This is a genomic window from Rathayibacter sp. RFBD1 (genome assembly GCF_002932915.1).
Taxonomy (GTDB): domain Bacteria; phylum Actinomycetota; class Actinomycetes; order Actinomycetales; family Microbacteriaceae; genus Rathayibacter.
The window spans coordinates 1-21,032 of the sequence record NZ_PSWQ01000015.1; the positions used below are offsets into that span (position 1 = coordinate 1).

Consider the following 21,032-nt stretch of genomic DNA (forward strand, 5'->3'; position numbering starts at 1 on the left):
GGCCGAGGGCTACGGAGCCCGGGTGGTCGAGGGCGAGGCGGTCCGCGCCTCCGCGGGTGCCGAGGGCGTGACCGCGACCCTCGCCGACGGCACGGTCCTCCGCGCGCGCCGCCTCCTGCTCGCGACCGGCGTCCGCGACCTGCTGCCGGAGATCCCCGGGCTCGGCGCCCGCTGGGGACGGGACGTCCTGCACTGCCCCTACTGCCACGGCTTCGAGGTGCGCGGCCGGCGGATCGGCGTGCTCGGCAGCTCGTTCGCCGGGCACCAGGCGCAGATGTTCCGTCAGCTCAGCGACCGGACGTCGATCCTGCTCCACGGCGCACCCGTGCCCGCCGGCGACGAGGCGGCGGCGCTGGCCGCCCGCGGGATCGCTCTCGTGCCGGGCCGCGTCGAGAGGGTCCTCGTCGAGGACGACCGCCTGGTCGGCGTGGTGATCGACGGTCGGCGGCACGAGCTCGACGCGCTCGTCGTCGGCCCGCGGGTCGAGGGGCGGCTCCCCGAGGGGCTCGGCCTCGAGCTCGCCGACCACCCGTCGGGAGTCGCGCGGCACCTCGCCGTCGATCCGATGGGCCGGGCCGGCGTCGCCGGGGTCTTCGCCGCGGGCTCGCTGGTCGAGCCGATGGCGCAGGTCGTCGCCTCGTCCGCCGACGGGCTGCGCGTGGGCGCGGCGATCAACTACGACCTGATCGAGGAGGAGATCGCCGCAGCGCTGCGGGCCGCCTGACGCGCGCTCAGCGGCGGCGGTACTCCAGCTCCGGGCGGCCGGGGGAGCCGTAGCGGGGCGCGCGGTCCGCGACTCCGGAGTCGGCGAGGTGCTCGAGGTAGCGGCGGGCCGTCACCCGCGAGATGTCGAGGCGGGTGGCGAGCTCGGCCGCCGAGAGGCCGACGGGGCCCAGCAGCGCGGTGACGGCCTCGAGGGTCTGCGCCGAGAGCCCCTTGGCCAGACCCGGGGCGTTGGAGGTGCGGAGCGCCGCGAAGGCCCCGTCCACCTCGTGCTGGCTGGCGACGTCGGCGCCGTGCATCCGCTCGCGGTACGACCGGTAGCTGGCGAGCTTGGCGGCGAACGCGCTGAAGACGAACGGCTTGATCAGGTACTGCACGATGCCGGCGGCGACGGAGGCGCGCACGTTCGCGGCGTCGCGGACGGCGGTGATCGCGATGACGTCGACGTCCAGGCCCGCCGCCCGGACGGCCCGGCAGAGGTCGAGGCCGCCCATGTCCGGCAGGTTCATGTCGAGCAGGATCAGCGCGATGCCCGGGTCCGCGCGCAGGGCCCGGATCGCCTCCGCCCCGCTGCCGGCGACCGCGGCCACCTCGAAGCCGTCGACCCGTCGAACGTAGTCGGCGTGGGCGCTCGCGGTCAGCGGCTCGTCCTCGACGACGAGCACCCGGATCACGACGCCACCCGCGCGGGCAGCGGCAGCTGCACCGTGAACACCGCGCCGACGTGGCGCGAGACCTCGATCGAGCCGCCGAGGCGCTCCACCACCTGCTGCACCAGCGCCAGGCCGATGCCGCGGCCGAAGCCGTCCGACTCCTTCGTCGAGTAGCCGCGCGCGAAGACGTCGGCGGCGCTCGCGACTCCGGGGCCGCTGTCCGACACCTGCACCACCAGCTCGCCCTCCGCGAGGCCGAGGTAGACCTCCACCCACGGCTCGCGGTCCGGAGCGGACGAGGCGGCCGCGTCGAGGGCGTTGTCGATCAGGTTGCCCAGCACCGTCACGAGGTCCCCGGGCTCCAGCCCCTGCGTGCCGGGCTCGAGGTGCGTCTCGAAGTGCAGCTCGACGCCGCGCTCGCGGGCCTGTGCGGCCTTGCCCAGCAGCAGGGCGGCGATCACCGGCTCCTGCACGGAGCCGAGGACCCGGTCGGCCAGGCGCTGGCTGAGGTTCAGCTCGCCGGCGGCGAACGCGAGCGCCTCGTCGGGGCGGCCGAGCTCGATCAGCGACGCGATGGTGTGCAGGCGGTTCGAGAACTCGTGGGTCTGCGAGCGCAGCGCGTCCGAGAGGGTGCGCAGCGACTCCAGCTCGCCGCTCACCCGCTGCAGCTCGGTGCGGTCCCGGAGCGTGACGACCGTGCCCAGGGGGCGGGCTCCGGGGGAGGCGGCGGGCCGCTCGTTCACCACGAGGATCCGCTCGCGGGCCACGACCAGGCGGTCCGAGACGGGCTCGTCGTCCTGCAGCAGCTCGCGCAGGGCGACGGGGAGGTCGAGCTCGGCGACCGGCACCGGCGTCCGCACGCCCTCGAGCCCGAGCAGCTCCAGCGCGTGGTCGTTGGCGAGCACCAGTCGGCCGCGGTCGTCGACCAGCAGCAGCCCCTCCCGCACCGAGTGCAGGACGGACTCGTAGTAGGCGAAGACCTGGCTCATCTGCTCCGGGCCCCGCCCGCCCGTGACCCGCCGCAGGTAGCGGGCGAGGAGCCACGAGCCGAGCGCGCCGAGCGCGACCGCACCGAGCGCGCCCCACGCGACGACCTGCACGCGGGCGGCGAAGGAGGCGTCCACGGCCGAGAGCGTGACGCCCGCCGACACGAGCGCGACGACCGCGCCGTCGGCGTCCTCGATCGGTGCGACGGCGCGGACGGAGGGCCCGAGCGTGCCGGTGTACGTCTCGGTGAAGGTCCGCCCCTCCAGCGCGGGCTCGATCGTGCCCTGGAACGGCAGGCCGATCCGGTCGCGGTCGCGGTGGGTGTACCGGGTGCGGTCGGGGGCCATGATCGTGAGGAAGTCGACGCCGGTGTCCCGCATGACCTCCTCGGCGTACGGCTGCAGGCTCGCGGAGGGATCCGCGCCGGCCGTCGACTCGAGGACGAACGGATTGTCGGCCACCGTCCGCGCCACGACGAGGCTCCGCTGGGCGGCCTCGTCGCCCGCCCGGCTCCGGGCGTCGAGGGCCAGCACCGCGACGGCCGCCGCGGCGATCAGCAGGATGCTCAGCAGCTGCACGGCGAACAGGCGCGCGGCGATGCTGCCGCGCGGTCCGCGTGCGCTCGGCGTCCTGACCATGCCACTCCCTCGTGAGCGAGCGCTCGGGGCGCCCCGCCGTGAACAGTATGAACGCAACCGTGCCGGGCTCCGGAGGCGGGGCCACCATCGTCCTACCCCCTCACCTCGACGAAGAGAAGGACACCCCCATGGCGAAGACGCCTCAGACGCCGTCCGACCGGCTGATCCCCGCGGTCACCCCTCCGAAGACCCGGCGGCGCATCGACCGGAACCACTGGCTCTACATCGCCGTCATCATCGCCGTGGTCGCCGGCGTCGTGGTCGGACTCGTCGCTCCCGCCTTCGCGGCGACGCTCGAGCCCGTCGGCAAGGCCTTCGTCGGACTGATCAAGATGATGATCGCGCCGATCATCTTCTGCACCATCGTCATCGGCATCGGCTCCATCGCGAAGGCCGCCACGGTCGGCAAGGTCGGCGGACTCGCGCTGGGCTACTTCATCGTGATGTCGACCTTCGCCCTGGCGATCGGCCTCGTCGTCGGCAACATCCTGCACCCGGGCGAGGGCCTCGACATCTCGAGCGCCACCTACGACACCAGCGACCTCAAGGCCGAGAGCACCAGCGACTTCGTCCTCGGGATCATCCCCGTCTCGCTGTTCTCCTCGCTCGTGGACGGCAGCATCCTGCAGACCCTCTTCGTCGCGCTGCTCGTCGGCTTCGCGCTGCAGAAGATGGGCGCCAAGGGCCAGCCGATCCTCGGAGCGATCAAGCAGCTCCAGGTCCTGGTCTTCCGCATCCTCTCGATGGTGCTCTGGGTCGCCCCGATCGGCGCGTTCGGCGCCATCGCCGCGGTCGTCGGCAAGACCGGCTGGGGAGCGGTCGTCGCTCTCGCCACCCTGATGATCGGCTTCTACATCACCTGCGCGATCTTCGTGGTCGTCGTCCTCGGCCTGCTGCTGCGCCTGGTGACCGGCGTCAGCATCTTCTCGCTGATGAAGTACCTGGCCCGCGAGTACCTGCTGATCGTCGGCACCTCCTCCTCGGAGGCGGCGCTGCCCCGCCTGATCGCGAAGATGGAGCACCTCGGCGTCTCCAAGCCCGTCGTCGGCATCACCGTGCCCACCGGCTACTCCTTCAACCTCGACGGCACGGCGATCTACCTCACGATGGCGTCGCTGTTCATCGCCTCGGCCACCGGAGCGCCGATGTCGATCCCGGAGCAGATCGGCCTCCTCCTCTTCATGATGATCGCCTCGAAGGGCGCCGCGGGCGTCACCGGAGCGGGCCTGGCCACGCTGGCCGGCGGCCTCCAGTCCTTCCGTCCCGACCTGGTCAACGGCGTCGGCGTGATCGTCGGCATCGACCGCTTCATGTCCGAGGCCCGCGCGGTCACCAACTTCACCGGCAACGCGGTCGCCACCCTTCTCGTGGGCACCTGGACCAAGCAGATCGACATGGTGCAGGTCCGCGAGGTCCTCGGCGGGCGCTCGCCCTTCGACGAGACCACGCTCGGAGCGGACGAGCACGAGGCCCCCGCGTCGGGCACCTCGATCACCGAGGGGATCGCCTCGATCCAGGACTCCGACGAGGCGTCGCGGATGCGTGCGGAGATCGCGGCCAAGCGCTAGCCGATCCGATCGCGAAGGCCCCGCCTCCCGGAACCGGTCCGGGAGGCGGGGCCTCCGTCGTGCGCGGGTCAGTGCCTCCGCACCCCGAGCAGAGGCAGGGTCACCGAGCAGAGCGGCCCGATCAGCACCGCGAAGAGGAGGGTGCCGAGGCCGGCGTCGCCGCCGAGGGCCCAGCCGATGAGCAGCACCGTGAGCTCGACGCCCGAGCGCGCCACCCAGATCGGCAGGCCCGTGCGGGTGTGCAGGCCCAGCATCAGTCCGTCGCGGGGCCCCGGACCGAGGTGGGCGCCGATGTAGATCCCGCTCGCGACCGCCAGAAGCACGAGGCCTCCGGCGAAGAGCAGGCCGCGGGCCCACCACTCGTCCGGCGTCGCCAGCACGCGCAGCCCGACATCGATCATCGTGCCGACCACGAGCACGTTCAGCACGGTGCCGAGACCGGGCCGCTGTCGGAGGGGGATCCACAGCAGCAGGACGAGCAGGCCGATCACGTTCGTGAGCAGTCCGATCCCGAGCCCGGTCTGGTGCGCGACCCCCTGGGCGAAGACGGTCCACGGGTCCACGCCGATCGCCGCGCGGATCATCATCGCGTCGGCGAATCCGTAGAGGATCAGGCCCACCAGCAGGCGCGGCACGGGTCGGAGGCGCCACTGGCCCGCTGGGGGAGCGGCGGCGGCAACGGGAGCGGTGAGGGTCATGGACTCATCACAGCGCGACATTGGCCTTCTTCGCGCGGTCCAATCCGGCTACCTTGGACGCATGGCTGATGTCCACTTCGGCGCGCGCGCCCTGCAGACCCTCCTCGGCGACTGGCGCGAGCAGCGCGGCACCCGGCCCGCCTACCTCGCGCTGGCCGATCGGATCCGCCTCCTCGGGATCGACGGCCGCATTCCCGCGGGCAGCCGCCTGCCCGCCGAGCGCGAGCTCTCGGCCCGCCTCGGCGTCAGCCGCACGACCGTGGCCGCCGCGTACCGCGAGCTGCGCGACAGCGGCTACCTCGTCAGCGTGCGCGGCTCCGGCAGCGTCACCCGCCTGCCGGGAGCGGCCGTGCACGCGGTGCCCTCGCTCGCGCCGGACTTCCTCGACTTCACCAGGGCGGCCCTGCCCGCCGTCCCCGAGCTGGCCGAGGCGTACACCCGCGCGGCGCAGGCGGCCCCCGAGCACTTCGACTCCGGCTCCTACGACACGGTCGGCCTGCCGGTGCTGCGCCGCGCGATCGCCGAGCGCTACACCGCGCGGGGTCTGCGCACCGAGCCCGGCCAGATCATGGTGACCATCGGCGCGCAGCACGCGATCGCGCTCGTCGCCCGCACCCTGCTCGCGAGGGGCGACCGGGCGCTGATCGAGGCCCCGACCTACCCGCACGCCTACGAGGCCCTCCGGCTGGCCGGCGCGCGGCTCGTGCCGGTGAACGTCGACGGGGCGGACGGCTGGGACGGAGAGGGCCTGATCGCTGCGCTGCGCGGCACGAGCCCGAGTCTGGCCTACCTGATGCCCGACTTCCACAACCCGACCGGCCGCTCCATGGCCCCCGAGCTGCGGGAGCGGGCGATCGCCGCCGCGGCCCGGCAGGGCACGCTGATCATCGCCGACGAGACGACGGCCGAGCTCGACATCGACCGGCGGATGACGCCGCTGCCGTTCGCCGCCTACGGGCCCGAGGGGACGGTGCTCTCGATCGGCTCCGTCGGCAAGACGCTGTGGGGCGGCATCCGGATCGGCTGGATCCGCGCTGAGCGGGCGGTGATCCGCAAGCTGGCGCTGGCGCGCTCGGCGAGCGACCTCGGCACGCCGATCCTGGAGCAGCTCCTGGTCGCGGACATGCTCGGCCGGATGGACGGCGTGCTGGAGCTGCGGCGCTCGCAGCTGCGCGCGGGCCGCGACCACCTCGAGGCGGCCCTGGCGCGCGCGATCCCGGAGTGGAGCGTGCCGCGGGTCTCGGGCGGCCTCTCCACCTGGGTGGGCCTGGGCCGGCCGGCGAGCTCGCAGCTGGCGCTCGCCGCCCGGACGGCGGGCCTGCTGATCACCGCGGGCCCGCGCTTCGGGATCGACGGCGCCTTCGAGCGCTTCCTCCGCATCCCGATCGGCTACTCGCCCGAGGCGACCGACCGGGCCGTGGAGGCGCTCGCGACGGCGTGGGCGCAGGTCGCCCGGCACCCGGCGGCCGACCCGGGGTACCTCGCCGACGTGGTCTGAGGTGGAGTGCCCGCCGGGCGTGTGAGATCGTTCTCTCATGAGCGACGGGTACGGCTACCTGCTGGTCCACTTCGTGGAGGACCGGACCGGCCACAGCGAGAAGATCTTCCTCTCGCTCAGCCGGGGCGACGATCCGCTGCGCTGGCGAGCGCTCGGGCCGGTGCTGGAGTGGACCGGCGGCGCGGGCGGCGTCCGCGACCCCCACATCGTCCGCGGGCCGCGGGGCTTCCACCTCGTCGCCACCGACCTCCGCGTCTGGCGGCCCGAGGGCCCGGACTGGGACCTCTACCGGCACCGGGGGAGCCGCGACCTCGTGGTCTGGGACTCCCCGGACCTCCTCGAGTGGTCCGAGCCGCGCGCGGTCGCCGTCGCTCCCGAGGGCGCGGGCATGGCCTGGGCGCCGGAGTCGGTCTACGACCCGGTCTCGGGCGACTTCCTCGTGCACTGGTCCTCCGGCCTGGCCGAGGACGGCGACCCCGCCACCGGCGAGACGGGCGACAGCCGCATCCTGATGTCCCGCACGCGCGACTTCCGCACGTTCGCCGAGCCCGAGACCTACCTGCGGCTGCCCGGCGGAGTGATCGACATGACGCTGCTGATCGAGCGCACGGCCGTCCACCGCTTCGCCAAGCAGCACGACGAGGCCCCCGACACGATGCAGGTGTTCCAGCAGGTCGGCTCCTCCCTCCTCGCGGACGACTTCGCCACCGTCGCCCGGGGGATCGGGCAGGAGCTCGGCCCGAGCATCGAGGGGCCGCTGGTCTTCCGGCACCACCGCGAGGAGCGCTGGTCGCTCTGGGTCGACCAGTACGCCCTCCGCCCCTACGGCTACCGCGCCTACACGAGCACCGATCCGGCCTCGGGCCGCTGGGAGCTCGTGGAGGAGTTCGACCTGCCCGAGGACACCAAGCACGGAGCGGTCCTCCCGCTCACCCGATCCGAGTACACGGCGCTCGACGAGCGCCACCCCGCCTGAGAGGCCCCGCATGACCGACTTCAGCCCCCGTCTCGCCGACGCCCTCGTCACCGTCCTCGGTGCCGACGGCGCTCCGCTCGCCCACGCCGACGTGACGGTCGAGCAGCGCCGCCACGCCTTCGGCTTCGGCTGCACCCCTCCGAGCACCGACCCCGCGCGCGCTGAGGAGCGCCGGCTCTGGCTCGACCTGTTCGACACGGCGACGCTCCCCGTCTACTGGGGCCGCTTCGAGCCGGAGCGCGGCCGCACCGCGACGGAGGAGGTGCTCGCCGAGGCGCGCGCGCTCGCCGCGGACGGCGTCCGGCTGAAGGGGCACCCGCTGGTCTGGCACTACGTGAAGCCGGAGTGGCTCGACGCGCTGCCGCTGGACGAGGCCGAGCAGCTCCTCCGCGCGCGCATCCGCCGGGAGGTGGGCGCCTTCGCCGAGCTGATCGACACCTGGGACGCGATCAACGAGGTCGTCATCATGCCGCGCTTCGCGAACGAGCCGGACGGCGTGACGAACGCCGTCACCCGCCTCGCCCGCGAGAAGGGACGCGTCGGCATGGTCGAGCTGGCCTTCTCGGAGGCGCGCAGCCTCGGCACCGGACCGGTGCTCGTGCTGAACGACTTCGACCTCGGGCCCGAGTACGAGCGGCTGATCGAGGACGTGCTCGAGGCCGGGATCCGGCCCGACGCGATCGGCCTGCAGTCGCACATGCACCAGGGGTTCCGCGGGGAGGAGCAGATCACGGCGATCTGCGACAGGTTCGCGCGCTTCGGCCTGCCGCTGCACTGGACCGAGACCACCCTCGTCTCGGGCGAGCTGATGCCCGCCGAGATCGAGGACCTCAACGACCACGTGGTCGAGGACTGGCCGACCACTCCGGAGGGGGAGGCGCGGCAGGCGGACGAGATGGTGCGGCACTACGAGACGCTGGTCGCGCATCCGGCGGTCGAGGCGATCACCTACTGGGGCTTCGACGACGCCGGAGCCTGGCTCGGAGCGCCGGGCGGGTTCCTCCGCCGCGACGGGAGCCCGAAGCCGGCCTACGAGGCGCTGCGCTCGCGGATCCGCGGGGACTGGTGGCTCGAGCCGACGGTGCTCCGGACAGACGCCGAGGGGCGCGTCGGCGTCCGGGCCTTCGCCGGGGACTTCGCGCTCTCGAGCGCGGGGGCGGGCGCTGCAGTGAGCCTCCCTGTCGGGTCGTCGACGGCGGAGGTCCGCCTGGGCTGAGGGCGTCCGGGCCGGCCGGTGGCGCGGGTCGCCCCGTCGCGCGCCCCGGAACGCCGCGTCCCTCCCAACACTCAGTCGGCTGATGGAAGACTCGGAGGGTGCATCTCCTCGCGGTCCTCAGCATGAAGAACCGGGCGCTCATCGCGCTCGTCACCGTCGTCATCGCCGTCTTCGGCGGAGTCGCCCTGACCGGGCTCAAGCAGGAGCTCGCGCCGTCGATCTCCTTCCCGCAGCTCGCCGTCGTCACGTCCTACCCGGGCGCCGCTCCGGAGGTGGTCAACGACGACGTCTCGACGCCGATCGAGACCGCCGTCCAGGGGGTGCCGGGGCTCGAGACGACCAGCGCGACGTCCTCCACGGACTCCTCCCTCATCTCGGCGTCCTTCACCTACGGCACCGACCTCGCCACCGCCGAGCAGAAGATCCTGCAGGCGATCAACCGGATCAAGAGCACGCTCCCGGACGGCGTCGACCCGCAGGTGGTCACCGGCTCCCTCGACGACCTGCCGGTGCTGCAGCTCGCCGTGTCGAGCGACGGCGACGCGGACGCGCTGGCCGAGCGCCTGCGCACCACGGTCATCCCGGACCTGGAGAAGGTCGAGGGCGTGCGCGAGGCGGCGCTCGTCGGCGAGACCGCCCAGCGCGTCACGATCACCCCGGACGACGCGGCGCTCGCCGCGGCCGGCCTCTCGACCGGCGACATCCGCTCGGCCCTGCAGCAGAACGGCGTGCTCGTCGCGGGCGGACAGATCACCCAGGACGGCTCGACCTTCTCGGTGCAGTCGGGCGTCAAGCTCGACTCGACCGACGCGATCGCGGCGCTGCCCCTGCTGCCGTCCGCAGGTGCCTCCGCGGGTGCGGGCGGCGCCGGTACGTCAGCGGGCGCGGGTGCCTCCGCGGGTGCCGGGGCTTCCGCCGGCGGCTCCGACGCCGGAGCGGCGGCGGGAGGCGCGGCCGTGACCGCGGAGCCGACGGTCACCACCCTCGGCTCCGTCGCGACCGTCGCCGTCACCGACGCCCCCGTCACCTCGATCTCGCGCGTCAACGGCCAGCCCGCCCTGACCCTCTCGATCACGAAGCTCCCGGCCGCGAACACCGTCGATGTGTCGACCGGCGTGGCCGCGCTGCTCCCGGACCTCGAGGAGTCGATCGGCGACAACGCCGCCTTCACCCCGGTCTTCGACCAGGCGCCCTACATCCAGGAGTCGATCGCGTCGCTCGCGCAGGAGGGGGCGCTCGGCCTCGTCTTCGCCGTGCTGGTGATCCTGCTGTTCCTGCTGTCGGTGCGCTCGACCCTGGTCACGGCCATCTCGATCCCGACCTCGGTGCTGATCACCTTCATCGGCCTGCAGACGGCCGGCTACACCCTCAACATCCTGACCCTCGGCGCGCTCACCATCGCGATCGGGCGTGTGGTCGACGACTCCATCGTCGTGATCGAGAACATCAAGCGGCACCTCGACGCGGGCGAGGACCGGGCCCGGACCATCGCGGTCGCCGTCCGCGAGGTCGCCGGCGCGATCACCGCCTCCACGATCACCACGGTCGCGGTGTTCCTGCCGATCTCGTTCGTCGGCGGCACCACGGGCGAGCTGTTCCGGCCCTTCGCGCTGACCGTGTCGATCGCCCTGCTCGCCTCCCTCGTGGTGGCGCTGACGATCGTGCCGGTGCTCGCCTACTGGTTCCTCCGCCCCTCGAAGCGGCCGGCGGTGCGCCAGGCCGCGCAGGCGGCGCTCGCGGAGGAGCGCGCGGCGGCCGGAGGGGCACCCGCCTCGGCCGTCCCGGCCGACACCGCTGCGCCGGTCGAGGAGGTCCCGCACCACGGCGCCCACGCCGCTCCCCGGCGGGCGCGCGGGCTGCAGTCGGTGTACGGCCCGATCATCCACTGGACGCTGAAGCACTCGGTCGTCACCGTCCTCCTCGCGCTGCTCGTGCTCGTCGGGACCGGTGCGCTGTACCCGCTGATGAAGACGAACTTCCTCGGCTCCAGCGGGCAGGACACCTTCACCGTCACCCAGACGGTCCCCGTCGGCCAGAGCCTCGACGCGCAGGACGCGACGGCGCAGCAGGCGAGCACGGCGATCCTCGGCGTCGACGGCGTCGAGACCGTCCAGCTCACCGTCGGCTCCTCCGGCGGCCTGCAGAGCGCGTTCGGCGGGGGAGGCGGCGGCGGCACCTCGATCCGCTACTCCGTCACCACCGACGAATCGGCCGACCAGGAGGCCGTGCAGGCGGACGTCCGCGACGCGCTGGCGGGCGTCGCCTCAGCCGAGGACATCAGCGTCGCCGCCTCCTCCGGCTTCGGCGCCTCCTCGGACATCGAGGTCGACCTCTCGACCGCCTCGCAGAGCGACCTCCAGAGCGCGAGCGACCAGCTCCTCGAGGCCCTGCGCGGGACCGACGGGATCAGCCAGGCCGAGAGCAACCTCTCCTCCTCGCTGCCCTACATCGCGGTGCGGGTCGACCGCGACGCCGCGGCCCGGGCGGGTCTCAGCGAGGTCGCCGTGGGCACGATCGTCAGCCAGGCGCTCCAGCCCAGCCAGGTCGGCAGCGTCGTGATCGACGATCGCACCCTCTCGATCTACCTGGCCGACGGGCAGCCGCCGGCCACCGTGGACGAGCTGCGGAACCTCGAGGTGCCGACCCTCACCGGCGCCGTCGCGCTCTCCACCCTTGCGGCGGTCGAGCAGACGGACGGTCCGGCGAGCATCACCACCGAGCGCGGGCAGCGCACCGCGACCATCACCGTCACCCCCGAGGGCGACGACCTCGCCTCGGCCAACGTCGCCGTGCAGAACGCGATCGACGCGACGGCGCTTCCGGCCGGTGTCGACGCCTCCCTCGGCGGAGTGACCGCCGACCAGGCCGACGCGTTCTCGCAGCTGGGCATCGCGCTGCTGGTCGCGATCCTGATCGTCTACGTCGTGATGGTGGCGACGTTCCGCTCGCTCCTGCAGCCGCTGCTCCTGCTCGTGTCGGTGCCGTTCGCGGCGACCGGCGCGATCCTCCTGCAGGTGATCACCGGCGTGCCGCTGGGCGTGCCGTCCCTGATCGGAGTGCTGATGCTGATCGGCATCGTCGTCACGAACGCGATCGTGCTCGTGGACCTGGTGAACCAGTACCGCGACCGCGGGATGCCGGTGCGGGAGGCGTTGCTGCACGGCACCGAGCGGCGGCTCCGGCCCATCCTGATGACCGCCCTCGCGACGATCTTCGCCCTGCTGCCGATGGCGCTGGGGATCACGGGCCACGGCGGCTTCATCTCGCAGCCGCTGGCGATCGTCGTGATCGGCGGCCTGGTGTCCTCGACGGTGCTGACCCTCGTGGTCCTGCCCGTCGTCTACAACCTGGTCGAGGGGTATCGTGAGCGGCGGCGTGCCGCCCGCGCCGGGAAGGCGTCGGCATGACGGACATCAGGGATGCGGCCGAGACGGTCGGCTCGCGCTGGCGCAGCGGCCCGGAGCGCGCCACCGCGGTCCTCGACGAGATCGGTCCGGAGCGCTTCGTCGCCCGCGACTTCCGCCCGGGCACGCTCCGGCACCTCGTGCTGATCCGCTTCCGCCCGACAGCGCTGGTCGCCGAGGCGGACGAGGTCACCCGCCGCTTCCTCGCCCTGGCCGACGAGTGCGTCCGCGACGGACGGCCCTACATCGAGTCGATCGAGACGGGGCCGCAGCTGAGCATCGAGGGCGCGGGCGAGGGCTTCGACCGCGCGTTCCTGCTGACCTTCTCCTCCGAGGGCGACCTGCACTACTACCTGGGCCGGCCGGCCGTCGAGGACCCCGCGCACTGGGATCCGGCGCACGACGCGTTCAAGGAGTTCGTCGGGCCATTCGTCGACACGGCCGGCATCGTCGCGTTCGACTTCCGACCCGAAGAGCACTGATGGCGACTCCCGACTTCGTGCTGCGACTGCGCGAGCGGATCGGGACCGAGCTGCTCTGGCTCACCGGCGTGACCGCGGTGATCCTCCGCGAGGAGCCGGCGCTCGAGGTCCTGCTCGTCCGGCGCGCCGACACCGGAGCCTGGACGGCCGTCACCGGGATCATCGACCCGGGCGAGACCGTCGCCGGCACCGCCCGCCGCGAGGCGCAGGAGGAGGCGGGCGTCGAGATCGAGGTCGAGCGCCTCGTGCAGGTGCACACCCTCCCGCCGATGCAGTACCCCAACGGGGACCGCTCGCAGTACCTCGACCACGTGGTGCGCTGCCGCTGGATCTCGGGGGAGGCCCACGTCGCGGACGACGAGTCGACCGAGGTCGGCTGGTTCGCGCCCGACGCGCTGCCGCCGATGTCGGACGAGCACCGCGCCCGGATCCAGCGGGCGCTGTCGGACGAGCCGGGCTGCTCGATCGACTGACGGCGGGGGGGCGCGCCGGACGAGGGCGGGGCCTCCTCCTGGGAGCGGCACTCGGATCGGAGCGGGCGTCCTGCCGTGTCGGCCTCCGACCGGACGGGCCCTCGGGCCGGGCTCCTCGGACCAGGCTCGTCTCGGAGCGGGCGCTGCTCAGACCGGACGCGCGAAGCAGAGCACCGCGTCGTCGCCGACGTGGGCTCCGAAGCCGTCGATCGCCGTGAAGCCGAGCGCCCCGGCCGCTGGGGCGAGCTCCGGCGCGGCGGCCAGGCGCAGCGTGCGGATCCGCTGCACCCGCGCCCACGACTCCGCCGCCGCGACGAGCCGTCGGGCGACTCCCGTGCGCCGGTGGACGGAGGCGACCACGAGCTCCAGCACCTCGGCGAAGTCGTCCGGGCCGGGAGCGAGCACCAGCACGCCGGCCGCCGCCCCGTCGATCCGGGCGACCAGGACGCGGGCGTGCGGGGGTGGGACCGCGGCGAGGAGGCCCTCCGCTGCGGCTGCGTCCTCGAGGCGGACGACGACTCCGCTCACGAGCCCAGGTGGGCGCGGAGGAACTCGACGACCCGAGCACGCAGAGCGTCGTCGAGGAGTGCGATCGAGTGCAGCGAGCCGGGGAGGACGAGGAGGTCGACGCTCGAGCCCGCTCCGCGCAGCGCCTCGGCGAAGCGGGTCGACTGGCTGAGCGCGACCCGTTCGTGCGCCGCGTGCGCGATGAGGAACGGCGGCTCGGAGCCGTCCACCTGCGCGAGGGGCGAGGCGGCGGTCGCGGCCGGGCAGGAGGCGAGGTCCGCGCAGTCGAGGTAGCTGCGCACGGCGGCCGCGACTCCGACCACCGGGTCGTCGTCGGCGAGGCCGGCGGCGCTGAGATCGGAGGGGCCGCTCAGGTCGACCACGGCGGCCAGGCGCGACGAGGTCGCCGGCAGCGTGCCGAGCAGAGCAGCGAGGTTGCCGCCGGCCGAGCCGCCGAAGGCCGCCACCTGCTCCGGATCGATGCCGAAGCGCGCGGTCTGCTCCGGCTCGAGCAGCCAGTCGAGGGCGGCCGTCACGTCGTCGAGCTGCGCGGGGAACACGGCGGCGGGCGCGAGGCGGTAGTCGACCGAGACGGCGACGAACCCCTCCGATCCGAGCCACTGGCAGATCGGGCGCCAGTTCGCGTCGGCCTTGCCTCCACGGGCCCAGCTGCCGCCGTGCACGACGAGGACGGCGGGCCGCGGCTCCGCCGACGGGGCAGGGGAGGAGCAGACGTCGACGCTCTGCCCGGTGCTCGCGTCGTAGACGACGTCGGCCGTCACGCTCACGCCGGTCCAGTCGGGTGCAGGTGCCGCTCCGAGCGCCTGCGCCACCGGCTCCGAGACGGGAGTGGTGCTCGCGCAGCCCGAGAGGAGGAGTGCGAGGGCGGCCAGGACCGCGGCGACGCGTCGCGGGGATCGGGTGGGCTCGCGCATGAGTGCGATCAGCGTACGGGGTGCCCGGCGCCCCGGATGCGGCACCCCCGCGATCAGGGGGTGCCGGGCTCGCGCTGCAGACGGACCAGGACGACCCCCGCGAGGATCAGCGCGCCGCCGCCGAACTGGATCGGCGCGGGCAGCTCGCCGAGGATCAGCCACGCGGCCGCGATCGAGAACAGCACCTCCGTCAGGCCGACGAAGGAGGCGATCCGCGTGCCGAGACGGCGTCCGCCCTCGATCCCGAGCAGATACGCCAGCACCGTCGACATGCCGAGGATCACGCCCGCGGGGAGGAGCCAGCTGACCTCCGCTCCGACGAACACCACCTCTCCGAAGGTCGCGCGCAGCGGTGTGACGCCGAGCGCCCCGAGTGCCAGCAGGATCGCGGCGCCGACCGTCATCGCCCCCGCCGTGAGCGCGATCGGCGGCAGCTCCGGATCCACCCGGCCGGCGATGACGTAGTAGACGCACAGGCCGAGCGAGGCGGTCAGCGCCCAGGCGATGCCGACCAGCTCGGGGGTCGACTCGCCGGACAGGTCGAGCACGAGCACCAGGCCGCCGAGCGCGAGCGCGGAGCCGGCGAGGGTGAAGCGGCCGGGGTGCCGGCGCGTGCGCGCCCAGGCGAAGAGGACGAGGAACACCGGCGCGAGGTACTCGATCAGCAGGGCGACGCCGACCGACATGTGCTCGATCGCGCTGTAGAAGCAGAGCTGCGCGGCGATCACGGCGAAGACTCCGTAGAGGGCGATCGTGCCGAGGTTGCGGCGGAGCACGGGCCAGCGGCCGCGGAGGGACAGGACCGCCGGGATCGCGAGGATCAGTGCGGCGCCGCCCGCGCGCCAGAGGACCGCGGACGCCGGCGTCCAGCCCGCCTCGAGGAGCGGCTTCACGAACGGCCCGCCCAGACCGAACGCCGCCGACGCGGCCAGCGCCGCGACGAGGCCGGAGCCGAGGCGCCGTGCAGGCGCGGGCGCGCTCGCGGCGGGGAGGGTGACGGCAGCAGTGCTCTCGGCGGTCATGGCCGGCTCCTTCAGGAGTCAAAAGGATTACACTCGTGACAGCGAGCTGATCGCACACTACTGAGCCGCACTGTCAGGAGTCAACATGGTGTTCGCCTATGACGTCGAGGCGTCGCTCACCTCCACCGCCACCCTCGTCAACACGCTCCCCGAGCTGTCGCCGTCCGGCGAGGACGAGATGGCGACGATCGAGCAGCTGGACGACTTCCTCCTCGAGAACCGCTACACGGGCAGCCGCGACGGATCGGCCGAGGAGCTGGAGGCCGTGCGGGCGATCCGCTCCTCCCTCCGCACCCTCTGGCTCACGCGCGCCGAGGAGGACCTCGTCCCCGTCGTCAACGGGATGCTCGACTCCGGCCGCGCGCTCCCGCAGCTGGTCCGGCACGGACCCTACGGCTGGCACCTCCACGCGACGCGCGACGAGAGCCCGCTCGCCACCCGCATCCTGGTCGAGGCCGCCATGGCGTTCGTCGACGTGATCCGCGGCGACGAGCGCGAGCGGATCCGCGTCTGCGCGGCGGAGGACTGCGAGGCGGTGCTCGTGGACTTCTCCCGCAACCGCTCGAAGCGCTACTGCGACACGGGCAACTGCGGCAATCGCGCGAACGTGGCCGCGTACCGCGCTCGGCGGGCGTCGCAGTAGCGGACGGGTGGTCGTTGCGCGCGGGCGCGCGTCGATCGTGCTGCGGCTCGGGGCCGCGGGGCTGTATGCGGGGCGATTCCGCGGGGGACCGGTTGCGGAGGTGCGCGACTCCCGGGCTTCGCGGCTCGCGACCTGAGCGGCTCCTGGCCGCACGTCTCCCCGCCCTAGCCAGGCTCCGGGGCCGCGTGTAGACTCACTCGGTCGGCTCTTGACACCGTGCGTTCTCGTGCGGATGGGTTTGTTAGTCAAGTGGGCCGAGTCTCCGACAGTCGTCGTGAGACGAATCACATGTGTGAATCGGCCCCGGTCAATGACTCGCCCGGGTTCTCCCCCTGCTGCCCCGCAGCAGTCCAGCGCACGGACGCCCCTCACGACGGGGCTCCTCCGGCGTCGCCTCCTCGCGCACGACCTGAACCCAGGAAGAACTGCCATGCCCAAGAACAAGAAGCCCGCCGGCGGACGTCCGGCCAAGAACTTCGAGCCCAACCGCTTCGGCGCCTCGAGCGGCAAGTCCCAGCTCGGCGGCCGCTCGCGCTTCCCCGGCGCCAAGCCGGGCTCGCGCAGCGAGGGCCACCGCGGCTTCCGCGCCGTCGACGAGAACGCCCCCAAGAAGGCGCGCTGGAACGCCGACGAGCGCGCCGAGCGGGCCACCGAGCGCGCCGATCGGCCCGCCCGCGGGAACGACCGCGACGAGCGGCCCTCGCGCGGCTACGACCGCGACGCGCGTCCGGCCCGCTCGAACGACCGTGACGAGCGTCCGGCCCGCGGGTACGACCGCGACGCACGCCCGGCCCGCTCGAACGATCGCGACGAGCGTCCGGCGCGATCCTTCGATCGCAGTGACCGTCCGGCCCGTTCCTTCGACCGTGACGCGCGTCCGGCCCGCTCGAACGACCGCGACGACCGTCCGGCGCGTTCCTACGGGCGCGATGAGCGTCCTGCGCGTTCCTTCGACCGGAGCGACCGCCCGGCCCGTTCCTTCGACCGTGACGCGCGTCCGGCCCGCTCGAACGATCGCGACGATCGTCCGGCCCGTTCCTACGGGCGCGATGACCGTCCTGCGCGTTCCTTCGACCGGAGCGACCGCCCGGCCCGTTCCTTCGACCGTGACGCGCGTCCGGCCCGCTCGAACGACCGCGACGATCGTCCGGCCCGCTCCTACGGACGCGATGACCGTCCGGTCCGCACCGGCGACCGCGACGAGCGCCCCTCGCGCGGCTACGACCGCACCGAGCGTCCCGCCCGCTCGTTCGACCGCAGCGACCGCCCGGCCCGCTCCTTCGACCGGGATGCGCGTCCCTCGCGCGGCCACGACCGCGGCGACCGCCCGACCCGCTCGTTCGACCGCGACTCCCGGCCCTCGCGCCGCGACTCCGGCTCGGACTTCTACCCCAGCCGCGACGCCCGTGCGCCGCACCAGGCCGACGACGTCGTGCTCGAGCGCCTCGAGGCGACGGCCACTCTCGCCGTCGACGTCGAGGGCGTCACCTTCGGCGACCTCGGCCTGGGCGGGAACATCGTCCGGATGCTGACCGAGCTCGGAGCGGCCGCGCCGTTCCCGATCCAGGCCGCGACCATCCCCGAGGTGCTCGCCGGCAAGGACGTCCTCGGACGCGGCAAGACCGGCTCCGGCAAGACCATCGCCTTCGGCGCCCCCGTCGTCGAGCGGCTGATGGAGAACAACGGAGCGAAGGGCCGCAAGCCGGGCCGCGCTCCGCGGGCGCTCATCCTCGCGCCGACCCGCGAGCTCGCCATGCAGATCGACCGGACGATCCAGCCGATCGCCCGCTCCGTCGGCCTGTTCACGACGACCATCTACGGCGGCGTCCCCCAGTACAAGCAGGTCGGAGCCCTCCAGCGCGGAGTCGACATCGTCATCGCGACGCCGGGCCGCCTCGAGGACCTCGTCGAGCAGGGCCGCCTCGACCTCTCGAACATCACCATCACGGTCCTCGACGAGGCCGACCACATGTGCGACCTCGGCTTCCTCGAGCCCGTGCAGCGCATCCTCCGCCAGACCGCCGACGGCGGCCAGCGGCTGCTGTTCTCGGCCACGCTCGACAAGGGCGTCGCGACGCTCGTCGACGAGTTCCTGGTCGAGCCGAGCGTCCACGAGGTCGCCGGCGAGGATCAGGCGTCCTCGACCATCGACCACCGCGTGCTCCTGATCGAGCACCGCGACAAGGCCGAGATCATCGAGCAGCTCGCCGCCCGCCAGGGCAAGACGCTGATCTTCGCCCGGACCCGCGCGTTCGCGGAGCAGCTCGCGGAGCAGCTCGACCACGCGGACATCCCCGCGACGAGCCTCCACGGCGACCTCAACCAGTCGCGCCGCACCCGCAACCTCGCACTGCTCACCAGTGGACGCGTGGACGTGCTGGTCGCGACCGACGTGGCCGCGCGCGGCATCCACGTCGACGACATCGACCTGGTGATCCAGGCCGACGCTCCCGACGAGTACAAGACGTACCTCCACCGCTCCGGCCGCACCGGCCGCGCGGGCAAGACGGGCACGGTCGTGACGCTCATCACGCGCAACCGCCGCCGCCGCATGGAGGAGCTGCTCGACCGGGCCGAGATCGAGGCCGAGATGATCGAGGCCCGCCCCGGCGACCGCGTCCTGCGCGAGATCAGCGCCCCGGCCGAGTAGCCGCCGACCGCACGACGACGAGGCGCGGACCCCCTGCATCGGGGTCCGCGCCTCGTCGTCTTTCGTGGTGGGTGCTGTGGTGCGGCGTGACGGCGAGTGCCGGGTCGTGGTGACCCTCCGACTCCGCACTGCGCAGGGCTCCGCGTTGTGCGGCTTCCCGTGGGGCGGCGCTGCGTTGCGCGACTCTGTGCTGGACGGCTCTGTGCTGGACGACTCTGCAGTGCCCGGCTTCGCGGAGGGCTTCTGCACGCACGAACGCCGAAGGGCGGACACCGCGAGGTGCCCGCCCTTCGGCGTGTTCACCGGCCGGAGCCGGTGAGGGGAATTAGCTGGCCGGGGGGGTCAGCACGGTGTCGATGAGGTAGACGGTCGCGTTGGCGGTCTGGACGCCACCGCAGATGACGGACGCGTCGTTGACCTTCAGGTCGTCGCCGGAACCGGTGACGGTGAGGTTGCCACCCTGGACGGTGGCGTGGTCGCCGGCGATCGCGTCAGGGGCGATCTGGCCGGGGACGACGTGGTAGGTCAGGATCGAGGACAGCGTGGCGGCGCCCTCGGGGGTCTTGAGGGAGTCGACGGTCGCGGCGTCGAGCTTGGCGAACGCGTCGTCGACCGGGGCGAAGACGGTGAACTCGCCGCTGTTCAGCGTGTCGACGAGGTTGACGTCGGGGTTGAGGCCACCGGAGACCGCAGCGGTCAGGGTGGTGAGCAGCGGGTTGTTCGACGCGGCGGTCGCGACGGGGTCGAGCGACATGCCCTCGACCGAGCCGGCGCCGTCCGGGACCTGCTCGGCGTAGGCGGCACAGCCGGGACCGACGAGGTTCGCGGCCGGGTCCATGGTCGCCATGGGGGTCGAGGAGGCGGAAGCCGACGAGGTGGCCATCGGGGTCGACATCTCGGTCGCCGCGTCGCTGGCGGCGGTGGTCGAGCCGCTTCCGCTCGAGCAGGCGGTGAGGCCGAGGGCGGCGGTGCCCAGCAGGGCGAATGCGGCGAGGGCGGAACGCTTGGTGGATCGCATGGGATTACTCCTTCGTGAGACGGCCCCCACGTGATGCGGAGGACCTGTTCTGTGTGGACCGTTTCGCGGCCGTTGACATGTGTTCGGAGCCCTCCCTGCGGGGGTTTGGATTTCTTTCGGTGATCTAGGTAACGGCTTCGTAACGGCAGGGAACCGGGACGGCGGGGAGCTGCTCCGCCGCGTCGATTACCCTGGAGACGTCGCGCGCACGCGTCGACGCGACGACGAGAGGACGGGCGAGTGCAGACCCGAGGTGCACGAGTGGCTCGCGGCGTCGCCGCCGCTCTCGCCGCGACCGCCACGGCCGCCGCCTCCCACACGCTCGCGGGCGCCGAGACCCCCGCTCCTGCCGTGCTCGCCCTCGCCGCGGCGTTCGCCGTCGTCGTCTGCGTCCTCCTCTCGGGGCGCCGTCCGTCCCTTCCCCGGCTGACGCTCTCCGTGCTCCTCAGCCAGATCGCGTACCACGGCCTCTTCCTCATCACGGGCAGCGGTGGGGAGGTGAGCGTGGTCGGGACGACGGGCACCGGCGCGCACTTCCACGACGGGTCGACCATCGAGCTGATCGCCGGCGGAGGCGGACACGCGGCCCACGCTCCGCTGATGCTCGTCGCCCACCTCGCTGCGGCTGCCTTCACGATCGCGGCGTTCCGGTACGGCGAGCGCCTCTTCTGGACGCTGGGAGCAGGCCTCCAGCGCGTCGTCGTACGGATCGTCGCCCGCGCGTCCGCGGTCGCGCTCCCGTCGGTCCCCGGCGTCTCGATGACGGGTACCCACGAGCCGCGGGCGACTCGATCCCTCGACGCGGTCCTTTCGATCCTCCGGCACCGCGGGCCGCCGCTGCGGGTCCTCCGCGCCGCCTGACGCCCCTCCCGTGCGGGAGCGGCTCCGGTCGGCGCCCCGCACGCACCGCGAACCCGCGCTGCGTCCAGAACTCCCGGCCC

The 21,032-nt window shown here is 73.3% G+C and carries 18 protein-coding genes; 11 read left to right on the top strand and 7 right to left on the bottom strand.

What is annotated here, in order from left to right; all coding sequences use genetic code 11:
• Positions 1 to 724, top strand: a 724-nt coding sequence (locus C5D50_RS07260; RefSeq protein WP_104288976.1) for an NAD(P)/FAD-dependent oxidoreductase, incomplete at its 5' end; no start/stop codon positions are given.
• Between the two features lie 7 nt (positions 725 to 731).
• Here C5D50_RS07260 and C5D50_RS07265 read toward each other — a convergent pair.
• Positions 732 to 1,397, bottom strand: a complete 666-nt coding sequence (locus tag C5D50_RS07265; protein ID WP_104223809.1) for a response regulator — start codon at positions 1,395 to 1,397, stop codon at positions 732 to 734.
• Positions 1,394 to 3,001: a sensor histidine kinase gene (locus tag C5D50_RS07270; protein WP_104260395.1), complete on the bottom strand. Its 1,608-nt coding sequence runs from the start codon at positions 2,999 to 3,001 to the stop codon at positions 1,394 to 1,396. Before C5D50_RS07270 ends, C5D50_RS07265 begins: the two co-directional genes overlap by 4 nt.
• Positions 3,002 to 3,129: 128 nt before the next feature.
• Here C5D50_RS07270 and C5D50_RS07275 point away from each other — a divergent pair, with 128 nt between their 5' ends.
• A complete protein-coding gene (locus tag C5D50_RS07275; RefSeq protein ID WP_104223811.1) occupies positions 3,130 to 4,569 on the top strand; it encodes a cation:dicarboxylate symporter family transporter in 1,440 nt (479 codons plus the stop codon).
• Between the two features lie 68 nt (positions 4,570 to 4,637).
• Here the strand turns inward: C5D50_RS07275 and C5D50_RS07280 are convergent, their stop codons facing one another.
• Positions 4,638 to 5,267, bottom strand: a complete 630-nt coding sequence (locus C5D50_RS07280) for a YitT family protein (protein ID WP_374952930.1) — start codon at positions 5,265 to 5,267, stop codon at positions 4,638 to 4,640.
• A gap of 61 nt (positions 5,268 to 5,328) precedes the next feature.
• Here C5D50_RS07280 and C5D50_RS07285 point away from each other — a divergent pair, with 61 nt between their 5' ends.
• The 6 genes from C5D50_RS07285 (at position 5,329) to C5D50_RS07310 (ending at position 13,316) form a co-directional block, all read left to right on the top strand.
• Complete coding sequence (locus C5D50_RS07285) at positions 5,329 to 6,765, top strand: PLP-dependent aminotransferase family protein (protein WP_104233115.1); 1,437 nt, start codon at positions 5,329 to 5,331, stop codon at positions 6,763 to 6,765.
• A gap of 37 nt (positions 6,766 to 6,802) precedes the next feature.
• Positions 6,803 to 7,741, top strand: coding sequence for a glycoside hydrolase family 43 protein (locus C5D50_RS07290; RefSeq protein ID WP_104283169.1), 939 nt, complete (start codon positions 6,803 to 6,805; stop codon positions 7,739 to 7,741).
• 10 nt (positions 7,742 to 7,751) lie between these two features.
• Complete coding sequence (locus tag C5D50_RS07295; RefSeq protein ID WP_104283170.1) at positions 7,752 to 8,957, top strand: endo-1,4-beta-xylanase; 1,206 nt, start codon at positions 7,752 to 7,754, stop codon at positions 8,955 to 8,957.
• A gap of 98 nt (positions 8,958 to 9,055) precedes the next feature.
• Entirely contained in the window at positions 9,056 to 12,364 is a 3,309-nt protein-coding gene (locus tag C5D50_RS07300; RefSeq protein ID WP_104283171.1) for an efflux RND transporter permease subunit, read from the top strand.
• Positions 12,361 to 12,843 carry a Dabb family protein gene (locus C5D50_RS07305; RefSeq protein WP_104249875.1) on the top strand — a complete coding sequence of 161 codons (483 nt, stop codon included), beginning with the start codon at positions 12,361 to 12,363 and terminating at the stop codon, positions 12,841 to 12,843. The genes C5D50_RS07300 and C5D50_RS07305 overlap by 4 nt, the downstream gene beginning before the upstream one ends.
• Entirely contained in the window at positions 12,843 to 13,316 is a 474-nt protein-coding gene (locus C5D50_RS07310) for an NUDIX domain-containing protein (protein WP_104246894.1), read from the top strand. The genes C5D50_RS07305 and C5D50_RS07310 overlap by 1 nt, the downstream gene beginning before the upstream one ends.
• A gap of 147 nt (positions 13,317 to 13,463) precedes the next feature.
• Here C5D50_RS07310 and C5D50_RS07315 read toward each other — a convergent pair whose 3' ends face one another.
• The 3 genes from C5D50_RS07315 to C5D50_RS07325 are packed head-to-tail and all read right to left on the bottom strand — an operon-like array spanning position 13,464 to position 15,780.
• The gene (locus tag C5D50_RS07315; protein WP_104283172.1) at positions 13,464 to 13,844 is read right to left on the bottom strand and encodes a GNAT family N-acetyltransferase; all 381 of its coding nucleotides are present in this window, start codon (positions 13,842 to 13,844) and stop codon (positions 13,464 to 13,466) included.
• Positions 13,841 to 14,758 (bottom strand): alpha/beta hydrolase, encoded by a 918-nt coding sequence (locus C5D50_RS07320; RefSeq protein WP_104283173.1) that lies wholly within the window; start codon positions 14,756 to 14,758, stop codon positions 13,841 to 13,843. The genes C5D50_RS07315 and C5D50_RS07320 overlap by 4 nt, the downstream gene beginning before the upstream one ends.
• Before the next feature lie 53 nt (positions 14,759 to 14,811).
• A complete protein-coding gene (locus C5D50_RS07325) occupies positions 14,812 to 15,780 on the bottom strand; it encodes a DMT family transporter (RefSeq protein WP_104249871.1) in 969 nt (322 codons plus the stop codon).
• Positions 15,781 to 15,865: 85 nt separating this feature from the next.
• Here C5D50_RS07325 and C5D50_RS07330 point away from each other — a divergent pair, with 85 nt between their 5' ends.
• Entirely contained in the window at positions 15,866 to 16,423 is a 558-nt protein-coding gene (locus C5D50_RS07330; RefSeq protein WP_104226176.1) for a CGNR zinc finger domain-containing protein, read from the top strand.
• A 430-nt stretch (positions 16,424 to 16,853) separates the two neighbouring features.
• Positions 16,854 to 19,073, top strand: coding sequence for a DEAD/DEAH box helicase (locus tag C5D50_RS07335; RefSeq protein WP_104288977.1), 2,220 nt, complete (start codon positions 16,854 to 16,856; stop codon positions 19,071 to 19,073).
• Between the two features lie 325 nt (positions 19,074 to 19,398).
• Here C5D50_RS07335 and C5D50_RS07345 read toward each other — a convergent pair whose 3' ends face one another.
• Positions 19,399 to 20,091, bottom strand: a complete 693-nt coding sequence (locus tag C5D50_RS07345; protein WP_104223824.1) for a fasciclin domain-containing protein — start codon at positions 20,089 to 20,091, stop codon at positions 19,399 to 19,401.
• 261 nt (positions 20,092 to 20,352) lie between these two features.
• Between C5D50_RS07345 and C5D50_RS07350 the strand changes: the two genes are divergently transcribed.
• Positions 20,353 to 20,952: a hypothetical protein gene (locus tag C5D50_RS07350; RefSeq protein ID WP_104267144.1), complete on the top strand. Its 600-nt coding sequence runs from the start codon at positions 20,353 to 20,355 to the stop codon at positions 20,950 to 20,952.
• Positions 20,953 to 21,032 lie beyond the last annotated feature (80 nt).